The organism is Allorhizobium sonneratiae, from assembly GCF_023700755.1.
GTDB lineage: Bacteria > Pseudomonadota > Alphaproteobacteria > Rhizobiales > Rhizobiaceae > Allorhizobium > Allorhizobium sonneratiae.
In genome coordinates this window covers 332,653-348,828 of the sequence record NZ_JAMKOJ010000001.1, presented here as the reverse complement: position 1 = coordinate 348,828, position 16,176 = coordinate 332,653, and the positions used below count along the sequence as shown (strand labels likewise).

The window sequence follows — 16,176 nt, the reverse complement described above, 5'->3', positions numbered from 1 at the left end:
TTTTTCTCCATGTTTACAACAAAATTGACTGGTGTTTTTCCCCTGCTGCCGCCATCGGCGATACTTCCATCTCAACCCGATGGAGACACCGATGAGCGACACGACACCAAAACTGTCCCTTCCCTACATCCTGCCATCGCAGGCCCAGAAACATGTGACCCACAACGAGGCTCTGCAGGTTCTGGACGCCGTGACCCAACTGGTTTTGGCGGAGACCCTCACGGCGCCGCCAGCCTCTGCGGTCGATGGCGCCTGTTACGGCGTCCTGTCAGGCGCAACGGGAGAGTGGGTCAATCAAGATGGCAAGATCGCCGTGTACCAAGACGGCGCCTGGGCTTATCTCAAACCTCTGACTGGCTGGCGTGCCTATCTGGCCAGCAGTGGAAAATTTTTGGTTTTTGACGGCAGCAGATGGTCTGATTTGCCGCTGCCCGCCGAAGGCCTTTTTTCCACCCTCGGCGTCAATGCCAGCCCTGACAGCACCAATCGTTTCTCCGTTTCGTCGGACGCAGCCTTGTTCAATCATGCTGGCAACGGGTGTCAACTCAAACTGAACAAATCTGCCGTAACCGATACCGCATCCCTGCTTTATCAGACCAACTGGTCAGGCCGGGCCGAAATCGGTCTTTCCGGCAGCGACAGCCTGGGCATCAAGGTCAGCGGCGACGGCAGCAACTGGACATCTGCCCTGCAAATTTCGACGGACGGCATCATCGACCAGCCGCAAAGACCATATGCGCAAATATCGTATAACGTTCCCACCTTTAACGTTTCAGAGGGCACGACCACAGGCTTCAATGTGATCAATCTCAATCAGGGCAATTTCGCCCTCTCAACGGCACTCACCAATGGCTATGGCAGCACCATCAAAATTCCAGCAAGCGGCATCTACCTTATTTCCCTGAACATCCGCATTACCAATTCCAGCAATTACAGCCTCAAGCTGATTAAAAGCGATGGTAGCGGGCTTCTAGGGCAGTTTTTCGGCACGGTCAGTTCCTTTACCTCCAGTGAACAGAGCAGCCTAAGCTCACTCACCGCCGGTGATGAAGTGATGATAATACACAGCGGTTCGGCAAGCTTTGGATATAGCAGTCTCTGCGCACGCTTGGTGATGATCCGGCTTTGACGTTCAATATAGAGAAAAAACTGTTTCAAAACATTCCAAACACAACAGTTACAGAACAATCTCCCATAACGAAGCATTTCATTCCGGGACCTTAACCATTTATTAAGTTAAACAATGACGTTCGCCAAAATAACCGTTACATAAGCGTCCATAAATAGGCTCTGAGACCGGCTCGAGAGTAAAGGCAGCTCTGCCGTTGCTTCCGCATCACGCATATCGCACCGGTCCTTGCTCTCGAAAAACGGGATCGTCATGGCCTTAACATCTGCGAGGATGGAATGGGTATGTTTCGAATGAATGAATATCCGACTTCATCAACCGTGCGCACAAAGCGGACAGACTATGGCAGAAGGCGTCTGCACCTGATGCTCAAGAGAGCCATGGATATCGTTCTGGCAGCGTCTACACTTGTCATGCTTCTGCCTTTCCTGCTGGCCGTAGCGGCGCTGATCAGACTGGAAACACCCGGACCCGTGCTGTTTCGCCAGACACGCTGGGGAAAAAATCAGCGGAAAATCCGGATCTTGAAGTTTCGCACCATGTATTCTCACAGCTGCGATGAAAGCGGTGTGCGGCAAACCATTCCCTCAGACCCGCGCATTACCGCGGTCGGTGCAGTGCTACGCCGTAGTAATATCGATGAATTGCCGCAGCTTTTCAATGTCTTACGGGGTGATATGTCATTGATTGGCCCGCGCTGCCATGCCATTGGTATGCTCGCTGGCGGCATAGAATATGAGCAACTCGTGCCCGATTACCATGCCCGGCACAGCATGCGACCGGGCCTAACCGGCCTTGCGCAAATGCATGGGTTGCGCGGTCCGACCCATGATGCGGTCACGGCAAGAGCCAGAATTGATCACGATCTTCTTTATATCGAGACATTTTCCATCTGGCTCGACCTGCAGATTCTGTTCGGAACAATCAAATCCGAGTTGATGCATGGCAAGGGATTTTGAATAGCCCTGTCATTGTCCCGCCAGCATCTCAAGCTATTGTTTTTATTGCCTTCACAGGAAACGCTACACACTTTTCTAAAGCGTCGGCCCAAAAGCGTGAACCGGTTTTCGGATATATCCGATGCGTCAACAAAAACTGAGACCATACTCAAAAGCCTTTCCGCACTCACGGAAACAGTGAAAGACTTTAGAGCACCGTGCGATCAATATGACGCATTCCGCCGTAATGAATTTATGGGCTGATCAAGATTTTTGCTGAAGGGCATACCGCTTGGTACGTCCGAGGGAAAAATCTTGATCAGGACGTAAAGACATGCGGCCCTTCGGGTTTGCTGAAACTTGCCCCCCACTACGTTGGATGGCGTGCCCGATGACAAAAGCATCGCGCTCAGCCATCCGCCTTGTGGGACGGCAAGTTTCAGCAAACAGAATGCATCACATTGATCGCACGATGCACTAATTTATTGTTTTTACGAATTTCTAGCCGATCATCGCTACGTATTTTTCCTGGAATGCCTATAAAGCGCCCGGTTTTCGAAAAGACCCCACACCGAAGCGTCTGAGCAGGACGATAAAAATGGCGGCTTCATGCAAAAAATTTGTTTTCGGGGGCAAATAGCTAAAATTCTTATCAAATTCTTACTTGGGGCTTAGGTAATTTTTAAATGTGCCGCGTTAGATTTCGGGTCTGTGGTCTTGAGTATGTATTAGAGAGTCCAATGACCGAAACAATTCGTCCGCGTGTAAAATATGTCATCGGCCCCGATGGCAGCCCTTTGACAATTGCTGATTTGCCGCCTGCCAATACCCGCCGCTGGGTCATTCGCCGCAAGGCTGAAGTGGTTGCTGCCGTTCGCGGCGGCCTGCTCAGCCTTGAAGAAGCCTGTGAGCGCTATACGCTGACAGTCGAGGAATTTCTCTCATGGCAATCCTCGATTAACGACCATGGCCTGCCGGGTCTCAGAACAACACGTATTCAGCAATATCGTCATTGATCTGACGAAAAACGAAGGCGATCGCTGGTCTGGCGGTCGCCATGAGAGCTTTTATCGGGACAATGCTCTTGTAGAATGACTTTAACAATTGAGTCCCGGTTTCCTCAGGCGCCGCACTCAAATATCGAATTCTTTGAATTCCACAATCATCATAAAGTTGCTCGTGGCTTTCATGATCCTGACATTGCTCTCCAGCGTTCCGCAAATGGATTAGCAAATCTCATAATCAAACCACCAAAGCACGTTGCGTTTCATTGCCCTCAATGAAACGATACCGTACATGCGACACATCAAAGATTTAAAGCACCGTGCATCAGGCTGACAAACCACAGCGTACTTTAGCCTTATAGATTTTCATAAGCGAACGGTATTTGTCGGATCGAAGCCCTGCCCCTCCCCTTTTTGCATCGGTCAGGCTGTTGGAGTGCCAAACTTATCCAATCTGCCGATACCGCAGCGCAACTTATCTCACCCACTGCCCAGCAGAATTTCGCTTAAAACACAATCCTATGCTGGCGGTCTTCTTCGTATAGAAGCGCTCTGACTCCTCAGCCGCCATCATAGTGCTTTCAGTCCATGTTTTGTCACATGTCTTTACGGCAAACCCGTTCATAAGGTTTGCGCGATAAGTTTTACAGCATCAGACGATTTATAAAATAGAGAAGAGATGCGGTAGGTCGTTCTGAATACAAAGCCTGGTCTTCAAGACTGTTAGGGTTGGTTTCCATAACGACCTGCGTTGAAACAGAAAAGCCAAACGCGCCGGTCCGATCATATCTGATCGAAACGCGCTCTCAGGTCAAAATCATCCAGCAGACCTTAAAAATCCTGAGGGCTCATGCCCGTTGACGCTGCTGGCCATCCCGCTCTTCAAGCGCTGCGGCCTTGGCGTGATCGGCAACCGCCTCCTCCAGGGCCAGTTCGGCGGCGTCCTGTTGAATCTTCAGTTCCCGGATGGAGGTCTGAAGATTGTCAGCGCGCTGTCTCGCCGCCTTGGCAAAGGTCGGATAGGCAAAATGGCCGGGATCGGTAATCCCTGCTTTTTTCTCTTCCAGCAAAATCTGGTTTTCCAGCTCTTTTGCCATTTTTTCAAACTCGCCCATCATCAATTGCAACTGCTGCAATTGACGGCGTTTCTCAGTTACCTGAAATGCCTTCAGGCGAACCAGGCTCTCACGCGACTTCATACGCAATACTCCCGTGATGCGAGACGCCCCGCTTTCACTTAAAAATGACATCGCCCGCGGACATTAAAACGAATCACCCCGAAAAAATCTTGAGGACGTTAACAAAAAACTACCTTTGGTAACCTTTCGTTTACGGGCATCGTTAATGATAAGGAGGATCATTTAAGGGTCGGTAAATGCCAGGGTCCAAAAACGTGGACTTCGACAATGATAAGTCAAATGAATCACTTACCGGGGCTTTTTTCCGTAAGAATTCATCTGTGGCGATGAGAAACCAAAGAGTGAAGCAGGAGGTTCACCATGAAACTTAATAGATTCGATAGACCTTGCCAGAGGGAATCAGAATTTGTTAACCATTTGATGGCAGCCTTCAAATCAGGCAACGACTGGATCCGTATCGCGTAGGGGGCCATCTTGACCTTTCGGCGGCGGTAAAGGGGATAATTATGCGGGTTCTACTCATCGAAGACGACAGCGCGACGGCGCAGAGCATCGAGTTGATGCTCAAGTCCGAGAGCTTTAATGTCTACACTACGGATCTTGGCGAAGAAGGCGTCGATCTCGGCAAGCTTTATGACTATGATATCATTCTCCTCGACCTGAACCTGCCCGACATGTCGGGTTATGAGGTTCTGCGCACCCTGCGCCTGTCGAAGGTGAAAACTCCGATCCTCATTCTGTCCGGCATGGCCGGCATCGAGGACAAGGTCCGCGGCCTCGGCTTCGGCGCTGACGATTACATGACAAAGCCGTTCCACAAGGACGAGCTCGTTGCCCGTATTCATGCGATCGTACGCCGTTCCAAGGGGCATGCCCAGTCGATCATCGTCACCGGCGAACTGATCGTCAATCTCGATGCCAAGACGGTTGAGGTTGGCGGCACGCGTGTGCATCTGACAGGCAAGGAATATCAGATGCTTGAGCTATTGTCGCTGCGCAAAGGCACGACATTGACCAAGGAAATGTTCCTCAACCATCTCTATGGCGGCATGGACGAGCCGGAACTGAAGATCATTGACGTTTTCATCTGCAAATTGCGCAAAAAACTGGCCAATGCGGCTGGCGGCGCCAATTACATCGAAACCGTCTGGGGCCGCGGCTATGTGCTGCGCGAGCCGGATGGTAGCGAATATATGGAAACGGCCTGATCGCAAGCAGGCTTGAGGATACTGATTGGCCGTATCATCCAGTGCGGCCACAAGGTCCAGATTATAAATTCAATAAATCGGCAGGATCACGCCAAGAGATAGGCGCGGTCCTGCCGGTTTTTGTATTGTTTGTTTAAAGGATGCTGCGGCTTATCAGCCCTATGCAACGCGCTTTAAGTCTTTGATTTTTCTTATGAACGTTATCGTTTCATTGAGGACAATGAAACGCGACATGCTTTAGGCAGCCGCCCCTTCCGACTTGCTGAAAGCAGCCGTCAAGGTCTTGCGATCAAAGGGTTTGAGGAGAAAGTCGCTGGCCCCTGCCCTCTTGCCAAGCATCATGGTTTTCAGATCTGCCTCAATGACGCAGTAAAAAATCCGGACGGTCTTGCCATCCGGCATAGCTCGCACATTGGTGATCAGGTCGAGCGCACCATCAAGGCCGGAATCGACGATCATGAAATTCGGCAGACTTGTTTCACAACTTACAAGCGCAGCACGGGCATCCGCCGCTTCGCTGATGTCATAGCCCAGTTCGGAGAGAATCTTGCGGCCGACTTTCCGGACAATGTCCGAGGAATCCGCAATCAAAAGTCGCTTCATGCTCATCTCCTCTCACAATAGGCACACACGGGAGGTGCATGATCATCATCATCTCCCGACAGCGCCCGCGTTTTTAAAAAACATAGTTTGGACGCTGTAACATTCTCAATCTTCTACATAATTTTATCTTGAATCGATCCCGCCTCAAGACATTATGCATCCACTCCTGTCGCGTTCCATAGTGCGTAATGAAACGACAACGCCATGCAGCGCCTCAAACTCCGTTCAGATGCATACTGCCCAAAAGGTCATTACATCCCCGGTGTCAGGCAGGATATGTCCTGAGACAGGGAAGCATCAGCATAGGAAGTTTGGAGCAGTTTGCGATAACGATATGCGTTCATTCAAAGACTGCGACTACCGATCTCATTCCAGCGGATCAAACCACGCACAGTCAACGGCAAACAACGCCGCGTAATCAGCCACAAAACCACCCAGACCCTTGCCACAAGCGTAAAACAAGAAGCCTAATGAAGCATTACCGGCGCAAATGGCACACGCTGGACAAAGGGTCAGGGGGCATTGCTTCGCTTGAGCCTATACCCCACGACAGTGCGGGCAAAAGGATTATGCCCCGGCGTCCAACGTCTCTGCCGTGAATACGATGTCGTTTTCATTGACGGCATATTTGAGCACCATACCGGATTCCTCGGCCAGCAACACGGTATAATAGGGCTGGATGGAATGGGCATCGACGGCCTCTTCCATATGTCCATTGAGGATTTCGGCATATTTCTGCGGCAGGCGCAGCATCCGGCCCTTGGCGACGATGGAGAATTTCGCTTCGAATTCCGGATTTTCCAGCGTCACATCCAGCGAACCGCCACGCGGAATGGCGCCATAGGCCACAAGAAACAGGTTGAGCAGCAGCTTGACCCGGTTTTTGGCGATGATGGCGCGCGGACCGCTCCAGCTCACCTCGGTCTTCTTTTCGGCAATGGCAAAATCCTTGGCCGCTTTTTCTGCTTCGCCGGTATCGATTGAAGCGCCGACAGAGCCGGATGCGCCAAAAGCCAGACGGGCGAATTTCAGCCGGACAGAAGCATTGAGCGCGCTGGTGCGGATCAGATCCATCGCGTCGGCATCGGCGCCGCCTTCATCCAGCAGTTCAAGACCGTTATTGATGGCCCCCACCGGAGAAATCACATCATGGCACACACGCGAGCACAGCAAGGCCGCCAGATCAGGACCAGCAAGCGTCAGGTTCGGGTTTTTCAGCATCGATGTCTCCCTCGGCGGCAAAGTCGCACGAACAGCCTTATGGCAGGTTGGCCGGGTTTTGACCATCCTGTGTCTCCGTCATAATGACACCATATTTGGTAAACCGATTGTTAAGACCAAACCATCAAGATAGTGACAACGTCTATAAAACATCAGTTTGTTTATTTCCGAGGAGGAAACAATGCGCTTTTCCGCTCATCGGGGCCTCTCAGGCGCCTGGATCATGATTGCGGCCGTTCTGGCCGTTACCCTTGGCGCCGTTCTTCCGGCTCAGGCCCAGCAGGCTCGGGACGATCAATACACCATTCAGGAAGTCGTCGATGCAGGACATTCCTTTTTTGGCTCAACCAGTGGCGCCCTGGCGAAAGTGGTCGAGAAGGCTTTTTCCCAATACGGCCTTCCCAACGGCTATATTCTGGGTCAGGAAGGGTCCGGCGCCTTCATCGCCGGGCTGACCTATGGCGAGGGTACGCTTTACACCAAGAATGCCGGTCAGCATCCGGTGTTCTGGCAGGGGCCGTCTCTTGGCCTTGATTACGGCGGTGATGGCAACCGCACCATGATGCTGGTCTATAACCTGCCCTCGGTGGATAGTCTCTATAGCCGTTTCGGCGGCGTCAGCGGCTCAGCCTATGTGGTGGCGGGTTTCGGCATGACCGTGCTGAAAAACGACAATATGGTCATCGCCCCGATCCGCACCGGTATCGGTGCCCGTCTCGGCATCAATGTCGGCTATCTGAAATTGACCCCGCAAGCCACCTGGAATCCCTTCTGACCTCATCCGGCAATCCTGGTCTCGAACCAAAGAGCATAGCGTGACAGACAGAGACAGAGACGTTTGGACCTCACCCTCAACGGACAGCCTGCAGCAGCGGGCGAACGCTCTCAAGACACAGTTGAAGGTCAGCAGCCGACAGGTGCTGGACGACCCCACGGAAAGCGCCCGCCTGCGCGAGGCGATTGCCGATCTGGCCGCCGACATGCTGATCTATACCGCCTGTGACAGGCAGGAGACTGCCGCTCTAGCCTCGCTGCTGGCAGACAGGACCGAGCTGCCCGCAGACGCGGCGCGCCCCGAAGGGCTTATCCAGCAGAAGCTCAGGCAAAAGGCATAAGCCGGCATCGGCAGGAAAGCCTGACCGTCCGCTATACCCGCCCCATGGCCACGGCCAGACTGTGCAGCGCAATGCCGCTGGCCGTTCCAAGATTGAGACTGTCGAGAGCTGGCGACTGGGCAATGCGTACGCTGAGAAATCGCTCAAGCACTGTCTGCGGCAATCCCTCGCCTTCCGTGCCGAGAACCAGCGCCACGCGCCTGCGTGTCGCCATCATCTTGCCAAGCGCACTGATCTCCAGCCTGCCGGAGGGGCTGAGTGCGGCGATCAGAAAACCGGCCCGGTCAAGGGCTGCAAGCAGCGCCAATCCGTCATCCTGGCGCAGATAGGGCGTCGTCAGCACCGAACCGACCGAAACCCTGAGCGCCTTGCGATAAAGGGGATCGCAGCTTGCCTCATCCAGCAGAACCGCATCGGCGCCAAAGGCTGCGGCATTGCGAAACATGGCACCGACATTGTCGTGATTGGAAATGCCGCATCCGGTGAGCAGGAGCGCATCTTCCGGCAGACGGGAAATCAACGCCTCAAGCGTGTCCGCGCTGTTGCGCCGCCCCAGCGCCAGTACGCCGCGATGTAGATGAAACCCGGCAATCGCATCGATGACAGCGGCACTGGCGACATAGACCGGCAGATCCGGCGGCCAGTCTTGCAAAAGGTCTGCCAGACCGGAAACCCGGTTTTCCAGAAGCAGCAGCGCCTCGGCCTCAATGCCTCGCCCTGCCCGATGGGCGGCAAGCAGCATCCGCAGAACCACCGTGCCTTCAGCGATGAACCGGCCCTGACGTCCGACCAGATCCTTTTCGCGGATATGGCGAAAGGCTGACACGCGCGGATCGTCCGGATCGGTGATGGGAAGAAAATCTGGCACTGCCGATCCTTAGCGCAGCGTGACCACGGCCACCATCCGGCCAGTCTTCAGATCATAGACCAGCGCCTGTGCCTGTCCGTCAGCTGTCTTGCCGTAAAACAGGATCTCAGCACCTGATAGCGAGGTCGAGGTGACGGTAAAACCGTCCGGCAATTGCGCCGTCAGCGCCAGAGGCTGATCGGACGGCACGGCAAACGGCGTGGCAATTTCCGGCTTTTCTGGTGCGGAGACATGCCGCACCTTATAGACAACGGCGCCAAGGACAGCCATAAGGCTGACAAACATCACACCCGCCGATACAAGCTGCAACCGCACCATCTTGCGTCGCACTTTTTCGAGCACAGGATCGAGAGGCTTTTCCTCCTGCTGGTCCTCGGCGTCGAATTGGCTCATAGACTTCACCTTTCCTGATCGGGCGCATATCCGCCCCCTCGGGCTTGCGTTGGACTGCGTTTCGATCTGATTATCTCATATCGAACAGCGCTCCAAAGCCGAATGACAGGATCGCGCAATGACTGCCCCCTTTAAACAAGCCGACGCAGTGAGGAAAGAGCTGATTGCAGGCGATGACGCCGAAGGGCGGCTCGATGCCTGGCTGGCTTTGACGCTGGAGGGGGACTTGTCGCGCAGCCGCATCAAGGCCCTGATTGAACAGGGCGCGATTTCGATCAACGGTCAGGTGGTGCACGAGGCCAAGCGCAAGATCAGGCCGGGCGAGCATCTGCTGATTGCCATGCCGGAGCCGGAAGACCCGGAGCCCAAAGGGGAAGATATTCCGCTCGACGTGCTTTATGAGGATGACGATCTGATCGTGCTCGTCAAGCCCGCAGGCCTCGTCGTTCATCCGGGTGCAGGCAACTGGACCGGCACACTGGTCAATGCGCTGATCCATCATTGCGGTGACAGCCTCTCCGGCATTGGCGGTGTGCGCCGTCCCGGCATCGTCCACCGGCTGGACAAGGAAACCTCCGGTGTCATGGTCGTGGCCAAGAATGATCTGTCCCACCGGCATCTGGCGGCGCAGTTTGCCGATCATGGCCGCTCCGGCCCGCTGGAACGCGCCTATCAGGCCGTGGTCTGGGGCCGTCCACAAAGTCTGAGGGGCACGATCGACGCCGCCCTTGGCCGCGCCGGAGACCGCACCAAACGCACCGTCAAACATGAAGACAGCGACGACGCCCGCGAGGCCATCACCCATTACGAGGTGGTGGAGCGTTACGGCCAGCAACCCGATGCAAGCTGCCTTGCCTCGCTGGTGGAATGCCGGCTGGAAACCGGCCGCACCCACCAGATCCGCGTGCATATGGCCCATATCGGCCATCCGCTCCTTGGCGATCCCGATTATGGCGCCGCCTTCAAGACCAAGGCCAACCGCCTGCCGGAACCGGCAAAAACCCTGGTAAAGGATTTCCATCGCCAGGCGCTGCACGCCTATCTTCTGGCCTTCGAGCATCCCTCAACCGGCGAAACGCTCCATTTCGAAGCGCCACTGCCCGAGGATATGCAGGTGATCATCGACGCCTTGCAGACAATGGACGGGAACTAAGCCGAGACAGGATCATTGTTTCAGACATGCGGCTGCAAAAGCAGCCTTTGCTATGGCCACATGGCGGTTGAAATGCTTGAATTGTGGCGAAAGCATTCTTATCTCTGAACTGGACTCGTGTGGGATCATGCGATCCGCAGGAGCGAACTTGCCCTTTTGATCCAGGGGAGTTCATCGACGAAAGGGGTGCTCAATGGCCCGCAATACATTACCGACCATTACCGCTGGCGAAGCCGGTCTCAACCGTTATCTCGATGAGATCCGCAAGTTTCCGATGCTGGAGCCGCAGGAAGAATATATGCTGGCGAAACGCTATGCCGAGCATGGCGACCGCGATGCCGCGCACCGGCTGGTGACAAGCCATTTGCGGCTGGTGGCGAAAATCGCCATGGGCTATCGCGGCTATGGTCTGCCGATCGGCGAAGTCGTCTCCGAAGGCAATGTCGGCCTGATGCAGGCGGTGAAGAAATTCGATCCCGAGCGCGGTTTCCGTCTTGCCACCTATGCCATGTGGTGGATCAAGGCCTCCATTCAGGAATATATCCTGCGTTCGTGGTCATTGGTTAAAATGGGCACAACCGCCAATCAGAAGCGGCTGTTCTTCAACCTGCGCCGCCTCAAGGGCCGTATCCAGGCGATTGACGAAGGCGATCTCAAACCCGATCAGGTGAAGGAAATCGCCACCAAGCTGAATGTCAGCGAGGAAGAAGTCGTATCGATGAACCGGCGGCTCTCCGGTGACGCCTCTCTCAATGCCCCGCTTCGGGCAAGCGAAGGCGAATCCGGCCAGTGGCAGGATTGGCTCGTCGATGAGCATGACAGTCAGGAAGAGGTCCTGATCGAACAGGATGAACTGGAAACCCGCCGTTCCATGCTCTCCCGTGCCCTGGATGTGCTGAATGATCGAGAGCGCCGTATTTTCGAGGCGCGCCGCCTGAAAGAAGACCCCGTCACGCTGGAGGATCTTTCAACGGAATTCGACATCAGCCGCGAGCGCGTGCGCCAGATCGAGGTTCGCGCCTTTGAAAAAGTGCAGGAAGCCGTTCAAAAAGAGGCGGAAGAACGCGCAAAAGCCTTGCGCGTGGTGGATGCCTGAGAACGAGACAGCGGCAAATCTCTTTCAGCTTTGAGAGCATCAGCCGAAAAGCGGGAACCGGTTTTCGAAAAAATACGATTTGATAACAAAAAGTGAGAGCGTTTCTGTGTTTCCATTCAACACAGAAACGCTCTCAACCCCATTGGGGCTTATCATCCTCAGTCAACGTGCTTTAAGCCTTTGTTTTTTAGCATGTTCTTTATCGTTTTATTGAGGACAATAAAACGCGACATGCTTTAATCGACAACGTACTGCATAACTTTCACCTTAAACCGGAATGGATTAAGGTGAAAGTTATCCAGTAGATTTATAGGGGTACAGCGACCTGCGCGCGCCATATATGGCGCACGGCACTGCAAAGGCCTTGTTTTCATCTAAAACAGCATTGCAACCGCTGAAATCTGCCCAAAACCTCTGTCTCTCCCCCTCTTTTTCGAAGAAAAACATACAACCCTAAAATTCTAGGGATTTTTTGAACATTTTATAATTTAGTGATTTATATAAAGTTCACAAGCAAACGTTGAGTGTAACAACCATCAACGCAACAGCCATTAGGATTTATGAATCCTTAAGACTAAGGATCCGGTAAGCGGAGAATAAAAGTAAAATTCGCCACAACTTAAAATAAATTATTTTGAAAACGCGCGTGAATAGCAGTCTTTACAATCCATGACTGCATTTCTGCCAAGAATCAACAGGATTTACAACATGAGTAAATTCTTAATAAATTGAATTTATATTTGTAATTAACGATACATAGAAAATTCAAAATGAATACCCGGCAGGCAAAACACAGCGAAGCGAAAATCCGGAGGATCAGCCCTCCGGCGACCATAGGGAAGCAGGCAGTCATGTTCCAAAATGCACGAACTCTTACCAAAATATCACTGATTCTGGGCGTGCTGATTGCTGTCAGCCTAATTGTTTCGACAGTCAGCTACAACTCAAGCTCCACTCAGAGCAACAGTTCCAGATGGACCGATCACACCTATCTTGTCATTGGCCATATCAATACCATGATGGCGGCCATGGTCGACCAGGAAACCGGCATGCGCGCCTATCTTTTGGCAGGAGACAAAAAGTTTCTCGAGCCGCAGATTGCTGGCGAGAAGGCCTATAAGACAAATTGGGATGCGCTGAAACAGCTTACCTCCGATAATCCTTCCGAGCAGAAACGCCTCGATGACATCGATGCTTTCGCGCAAAACTGGCACGATAAAGTCGTAAGACCCGAAATGCAGTTCATGGAAAATCAGGCCACCTGGGACAAAGCACGCCAGATCGAGATTTCCGGCGCTGGCAAGACCTCGATGGACGGCATTCGCGGCATCGTCAAGCAGATGATCGAGGCAGAATCCTCTCTGCTCGGTGTGCGCAAGACAGATGCTGACAATGCAGCCAGCCTCTCCGTGACGACATCGATTGTCGGCGGGATCGTTATGCTGCTGACGGCAGCCATCGGCCTTTTCCTGCTCAACCGGGCTCTGGTCAGCCCTCTGCGCGGCATCACCGGCGCCATGCTCGATCTGGCTGCAGGCCGCAATGACATCACCATCCCCGGTCAGGGCCGCAAGGATGAAGTGGGCGAAATGGCTGCCTGTGTGGAAGTGTTCCGCAAAACGGCCATAGACAAGATCGAAAGCGATCGTCAGGCTGCCGAAACCCGGCAGATGAACGAAAGCGAACGCGCCCGCATTGCCGACATCGATCGCAAGCGCGCCGAGGATATGGCTGAGGCGACATCCGGTCTGGCTCAGGGTTTGAAACAATTGTCCGACGGCGATCTCACTTTCACCCTTTCCAAGCCGTTCGCCCAGGAATTTGAAGGCCTTCGCAACGATTTCAACGCCACCGTCAACACCTTGCGTGAAACCCTGATGCAGGTCTCCCACGCCACGGGAACCATCGATTCCGGTGCACGTGAACTGAGCGGCAGCGCCAACGATCTGTCCAGACGCACAGAACAGCAGGCGGCATCTCTGGAAGAAACCGCAGCCGCGCTGGATCAGATCACCACCAATGTCTCCAACTCGTCCAAGCGGACGGAAGAGGCCCGCACCGTGGCGATGGAAGCCAACACCTCCGCCCGCCAGTCCGGTGAGGTCGTCTCCAAGGCTATCGATGCCATGCAGCGGATCGAGGCATCCTCCAGCCAGATCTCCAACATCATCGGCGTGATTGATGAAATCGCCTTCCAGACCAACCTTCTGGCGCTGAACGCCGGTGTCGAAGCCGCACGCGCCGGGGAAGCCGGCAAGGGCTTTGCCGTTGTCGCGCAGGAAGTGCGTGAACTGGCCCAGCGCTCGGCCCAGGCTGCCAAGGAGATCAAGGACCTGATCCGCAATTCGGCTCAGGAAGTCGAAGGCGGGGTCAAGCTGGTCACCGCCACCGGTGAGGCGCTGAAAATCATCGAGAGCCATGTTGTGTCGATCAACACCCAGCTCGATGCCATTGCCACCAGCGCCCGCGAACAATCGGTCGGTCTGGCCGAGGTGAACACCGCCGTCAACCAGATGGATCAGGTGACCCAGCAGAACGCCGCCATGGTGGAAGAAGCCACGGCCGCCAGCTCGACACTTGCCAGCGAATCCGACCGGTTGCGCCAATTGATCAGCCAGTTCCGCTTCGATGGCGCCGCCCGCCATGCCTCGATGCCTGCCTCTTCCGCAGTGGCCTCTTCTGCACCCGCCATGAGAGCTGCCTCGGCGAAACCCGCAGCCGCTGCAGCCTCACACAAGCAGCAGCCCTCCCCGGCCCGCCGCATGGTCAATAAGCTGGCCAAGGCCATGGGCGCAAACGCACCGGCCGAAAGCTGGGAAGAGTTCTGATCAGACGTCATTCCATCCAGAAACATGCCAGCCGCAACCCCTGTTTGCGGCTGTTTTGCATTGCGTAAATCTGGCGTGTCCTGTTGCCAGAGCATTTCCCGGAAAAGTGCAGAGCGGTTTTCCTAGAAATTCTCTAGGCACTCAGCCGCTGATGGCAACGAGCGTTGCAAGCGACAGCACCAGCGCCGGGATCATCACCACCGCCCCGATTTTCAGGAAAGCCCAGGCCCCCATATGCAGCCCTTCCCGGCGCAGCGCAGTGAGCCATAAAATCGTGGCGAGCGAGCCGGTAACCGACAGGTTCGGCCCCAGATCGATGCCGATCAGCACCGCGCCGGAGACAGCGCTACCCGCCTTTGCCGCCGCCACCGTCGCGCCCGCCACCAGCCCTGCCGGAAGATTATTGACCAGATTGGCGAGAAAACCGGTGGCCAATCCGGCCCCAAATGGAGCGAGCGTCCCATGCGCGACCGTCTGCTGCTTGAGCACATCGGCCAGCATCTGTGTCAGACCCGTCTTGTCCAGCGCCTCCACCAGCACGAACAGGCCAGCAACCAGCGGCAAGACGCTCCACGACACCCCTTTGAGCGTTTCGACCGGGCTTTGCCGGGTCAGTAGCAGCACGACAAGCGTGGTCAAAGTGCCGGTGATAAAGGTCGGCAGGCCAAGGTCGAACCCCAGCGCCGAGGCTGCCATCAAAATCACGGCGGTAAGCAGCAAGCCCGCACCCGCCAGGCTGGCGCTGCGGCTCAATGGCGGCATAACACTGTCACGCGCCAGCGTCTCCGTGCGGATCTCGTGGCGGCAGACGAAAAACAGGGCGGCATAGGTCACAACAATCGCGACCAGCGACGGCAGGGCAAAGGTGGCAAACCAGGCGGGCAGCGGCGGCATGACCCCGCCACTGAAAATCACCAGATTGGCCGGATTGGAAATCGGCAGAACGAAACTGGCGGCATTGGCGATAAAGGCGCAGATCAAAAGATAGGGCATCGGATTTTTCAGTCTTGCCGCCCGTGTTGCCGCATAAACCGCCGGTGTCAGCACCACAGCTGTTGCATCATTGGACAACAACGCCGTCACCACAATGCCGACCAGATAGACCAGCCCAAACAACCGTACCGGTGATCCTTTCGCCCGCGCCGTCGCCAGCGCCGCCAGCCAGTCGAACAGCCCTTCACGCCGGGCAAGCTCCGACAAAAGCATCATGCCAATCAGAAAAAGATAGACATCCGTTCCCTTTTCCACGCCTGCCAGCGCATCGGCAAGATCGATACGCCCCAGCAGCATGAGAATGAGCGCCCCCGCCACGGCAAAAACCGCCTCCGGTAAGGAGAAAGGCCGGATGATCACCCCCAGCACCGCCAGAACCGCGACAGCCCAGGTGATATAAATCGATGTCATTGGCATTCCTGTCAAAATTGGGCCTGTTCAAAAGTCGGCTTGCGCACAAGGGAAAAATGACCTGATCAACCGTTACC

The 16,176-nt window shown here is 54.7% G+C and carries 15 protein-coding genes; 9 read left to right on the top strand and 6 right to left on the bottom strand.

The annotated features are described in order from the left end of the window. Nucleotides 1–91 precede the first annotated feature (91 nt). The 3 genes from NAC44_RS01475 to sciP all read left to right on the top strand — a co-directional run bounded on the left by NAC44_RS01475 (nucleotide 92) and on the right by sciP (nucleotide 3,083). A complete protein-coding gene (locus NAC44_RS01475; RefSeq protein ID WP_250937114.1) occupies nucleotides 92–1,129 on the top strand; it encodes a DUF2793 domain-containing protein in 1,038 nt (345 codons plus the stop codon). A 278-nt stretch (nucleotides 1,130–1,407) separates the two neighbouring features. Then, complete coding sequence (locus NAC44_RS01470; RefSeq protein WP_338022046.1) at nucleotides 1,408–2,088, top strand: sugar transferase; 681 nt, start codon at nucleotides 1,408–1,410, stop codon at nucleotides 2,086–2,088. Nucleotides 2,089–2,807: 719 nt separating this feature from the next. Continuing rightward, entirely contained in the window at nucleotides 2,808–3,083 is a 276-nt protein-coding gene (gene sciP, locus NAC44_RS01465; protein ID WP_250937111.1) for a CtrA inhibitor SciP, read from the top strand. A gap of 836 nt (nucleotides 3,084–3,919) precedes the next feature. Here sciP and NAC44_RS01460 read toward each other — a convergent pair. Beyond that, nucleotides 3,920–4,270 carry a flagellar export protein FliJ gene (locus tag NAC44_RS01460; protein ID WP_250937109.1) on the bottom strand — a complete coding sequence of 117 codons (351 nt, stop codon included), beginning with the start codon at nucleotides 4,268–4,270 and terminating at the stop codon, nucleotides 3,920–3,922. A 446-nt stretch (nucleotides 4,271–4,716) separates the two neighbouring features. Between NAC44_RS01460 and ctrA the strand changes: the two genes are divergently transcribed. Beyond that, nucleotides 4,717–5,418 carry a response regulator transcription factor CtrA gene (gene ctrA / locus NAC44_RS01455; protein WP_250937108.1) on the top strand — a complete coding sequence of 234 codons (702 nt, stop codon included), beginning with the start codon at nucleotides 4,717–4,719 and terminating at the stop codon, nucleotides 5,416–5,418. A gap of 237 nt (nucleotides 5,419–5,655) precedes the next feature. Here the strand turns inward: ctrA and NAC44_RS01450 are convergent, their stop codons facing one another. Both NAC44_RS01450 and chpT read right to left on the bottom strand, forming a co-directional pair. Further along, the gene (locus tag NAC44_RS01450) at nucleotides 5,656–6,027 is read right to left on the bottom strand and encodes a response regulator (RefSeq protein WP_250937104.1); all 372 of its coding nucleotides are present in this window, start codon (nucleotides 6,025–6,027) and stop codon (nucleotides 5,656–5,658) included. Nucleotides 6,028–6,588: 561 nt separating this feature from the next. Beyond that, nucleotides 6,589–7,242: a histidine phosphotransferase ChpT gene (gene chpT, locus NAC44_RS01445; protein ID WP_250937103.1), complete on the bottom strand. Its 654-nt coding sequence runs from the start codon at nucleotides 7,240–7,242 to the stop codon at nucleotides 6,589–6,591. A 223-nt stretch (nucleotides 7,243–7,465) separates the two neighbouring features. Here chpT and NAC44_RS01440 point away from each other — a divergent pair, with 223 nt between their 5' ends. Together NAC44_RS01440 and NAC44_RS01435 are read left to right on the top strand one after the other, a co-directional pair. Continuing rightward, the gene (locus NAC44_RS01440; RefSeq protein ID WP_420839851.1) at nucleotides 7,466–8,017 is read left to right on the top strand and encodes a DUF1134 domain-containing protein; all 552 of its coding nucleotides are present in this window, start codon (nucleotides 7,466–7,468) and stop codon (nucleotides 8,015–8,017) included. A gap of 40 nt (nucleotides 8,018–8,057) precedes the next feature. Beyond that, entirely contained in the window at nucleotides 8,058–8,357 is a 300-nt protein-coding gene (locus tag NAC44_RS01435; RefSeq protein ID WP_250937101.1) for a hypothetical protein, read from the top strand. A 31-nt stretch (nucleotides 8,358–8,388) separates the two neighbouring features. On the opposite strand, the gene NAC44_RS01430 is transcribed toward NAC44_RS01435, so the two are convergent. Then, a complete protein-coding gene (locus tag NAC44_RS01430) occupies nucleotides 8,389–9,225 on the bottom strand; it encodes a TrmH family RNA methyltransferase (RefSeq protein WP_250937100.1) in 837 nt (278 codons plus the stop codon). Nucleotides 9,226–9,234: 9 nt separating this feature from the next. Beyond that, nucleotides 9,235–9,618, bottom strand: coding sequence for a hypothetical protein (locus tag NAC44_RS01425; RefSeq protein WP_250937099.1), 384 nt, complete (start codon nucleotides 9,616–9,618; stop codon nucleotides 9,235–9,237). A gap of 118 nt (nucleotides 9,619–9,736) precedes the next feature. Here NAC44_RS01425 and NAC44_RS01420 point away from each other — a divergent pair, with 118 nt between their 5' ends. The 3 genes from NAC44_RS01420 (at nucleotide 9,737) to NAC44_RS01410 (ending at nucleotide 14,695) form a co-directional block, all read left to right on the top strand. After that, a complete protein-coding gene (locus tag NAC44_RS01420) occupies nucleotides 9,737–10,771 on the top strand; it encodes an RluA family pseudouridine synthase (RefSeq protein WP_250937098.1) in 1,035 nt (344 codons plus the stop codon). A gap of 193 nt (nucleotides 10,772–10,964) precedes the next feature. Continuing rightward, a complete protein-coding gene (rpoH, locus tag NAC44_RS01415) occupies nucleotides 10,965–11,867 on the top strand; it encodes an RNA polymerase sigma factor RpoH (protein ID WP_250937097.1) in 903 nt (300 codons plus the stop codon). Nucleotides 11,868–12,718: 851 nt separating this feature from the next. Then, a complete protein-coding gene (locus NAC44_RS01410; protein WP_274706742.1) occupies nucleotides 12,719–14,695 on the top strand; it encodes a methyl-accepting chemotaxis protein in 1,977 nt (658 codons plus the stop codon). 141 nt (nucleotides 14,696–14,836) lie between these two features. Here the strand turns inward: NAC44_RS01410 and NAC44_RS01405 are convergent, their stop codons facing one another. Continuing rightward, entirely contained in the window at nucleotides 14,837–16,099 is a 1,263-nt protein-coding gene (locus NAC44_RS01405) for an arsenic transporter (protein ID WP_250937095.1), read from the bottom strand. Nucleotides 16,100–16,176: the final 77 nt, after the last annotated feature.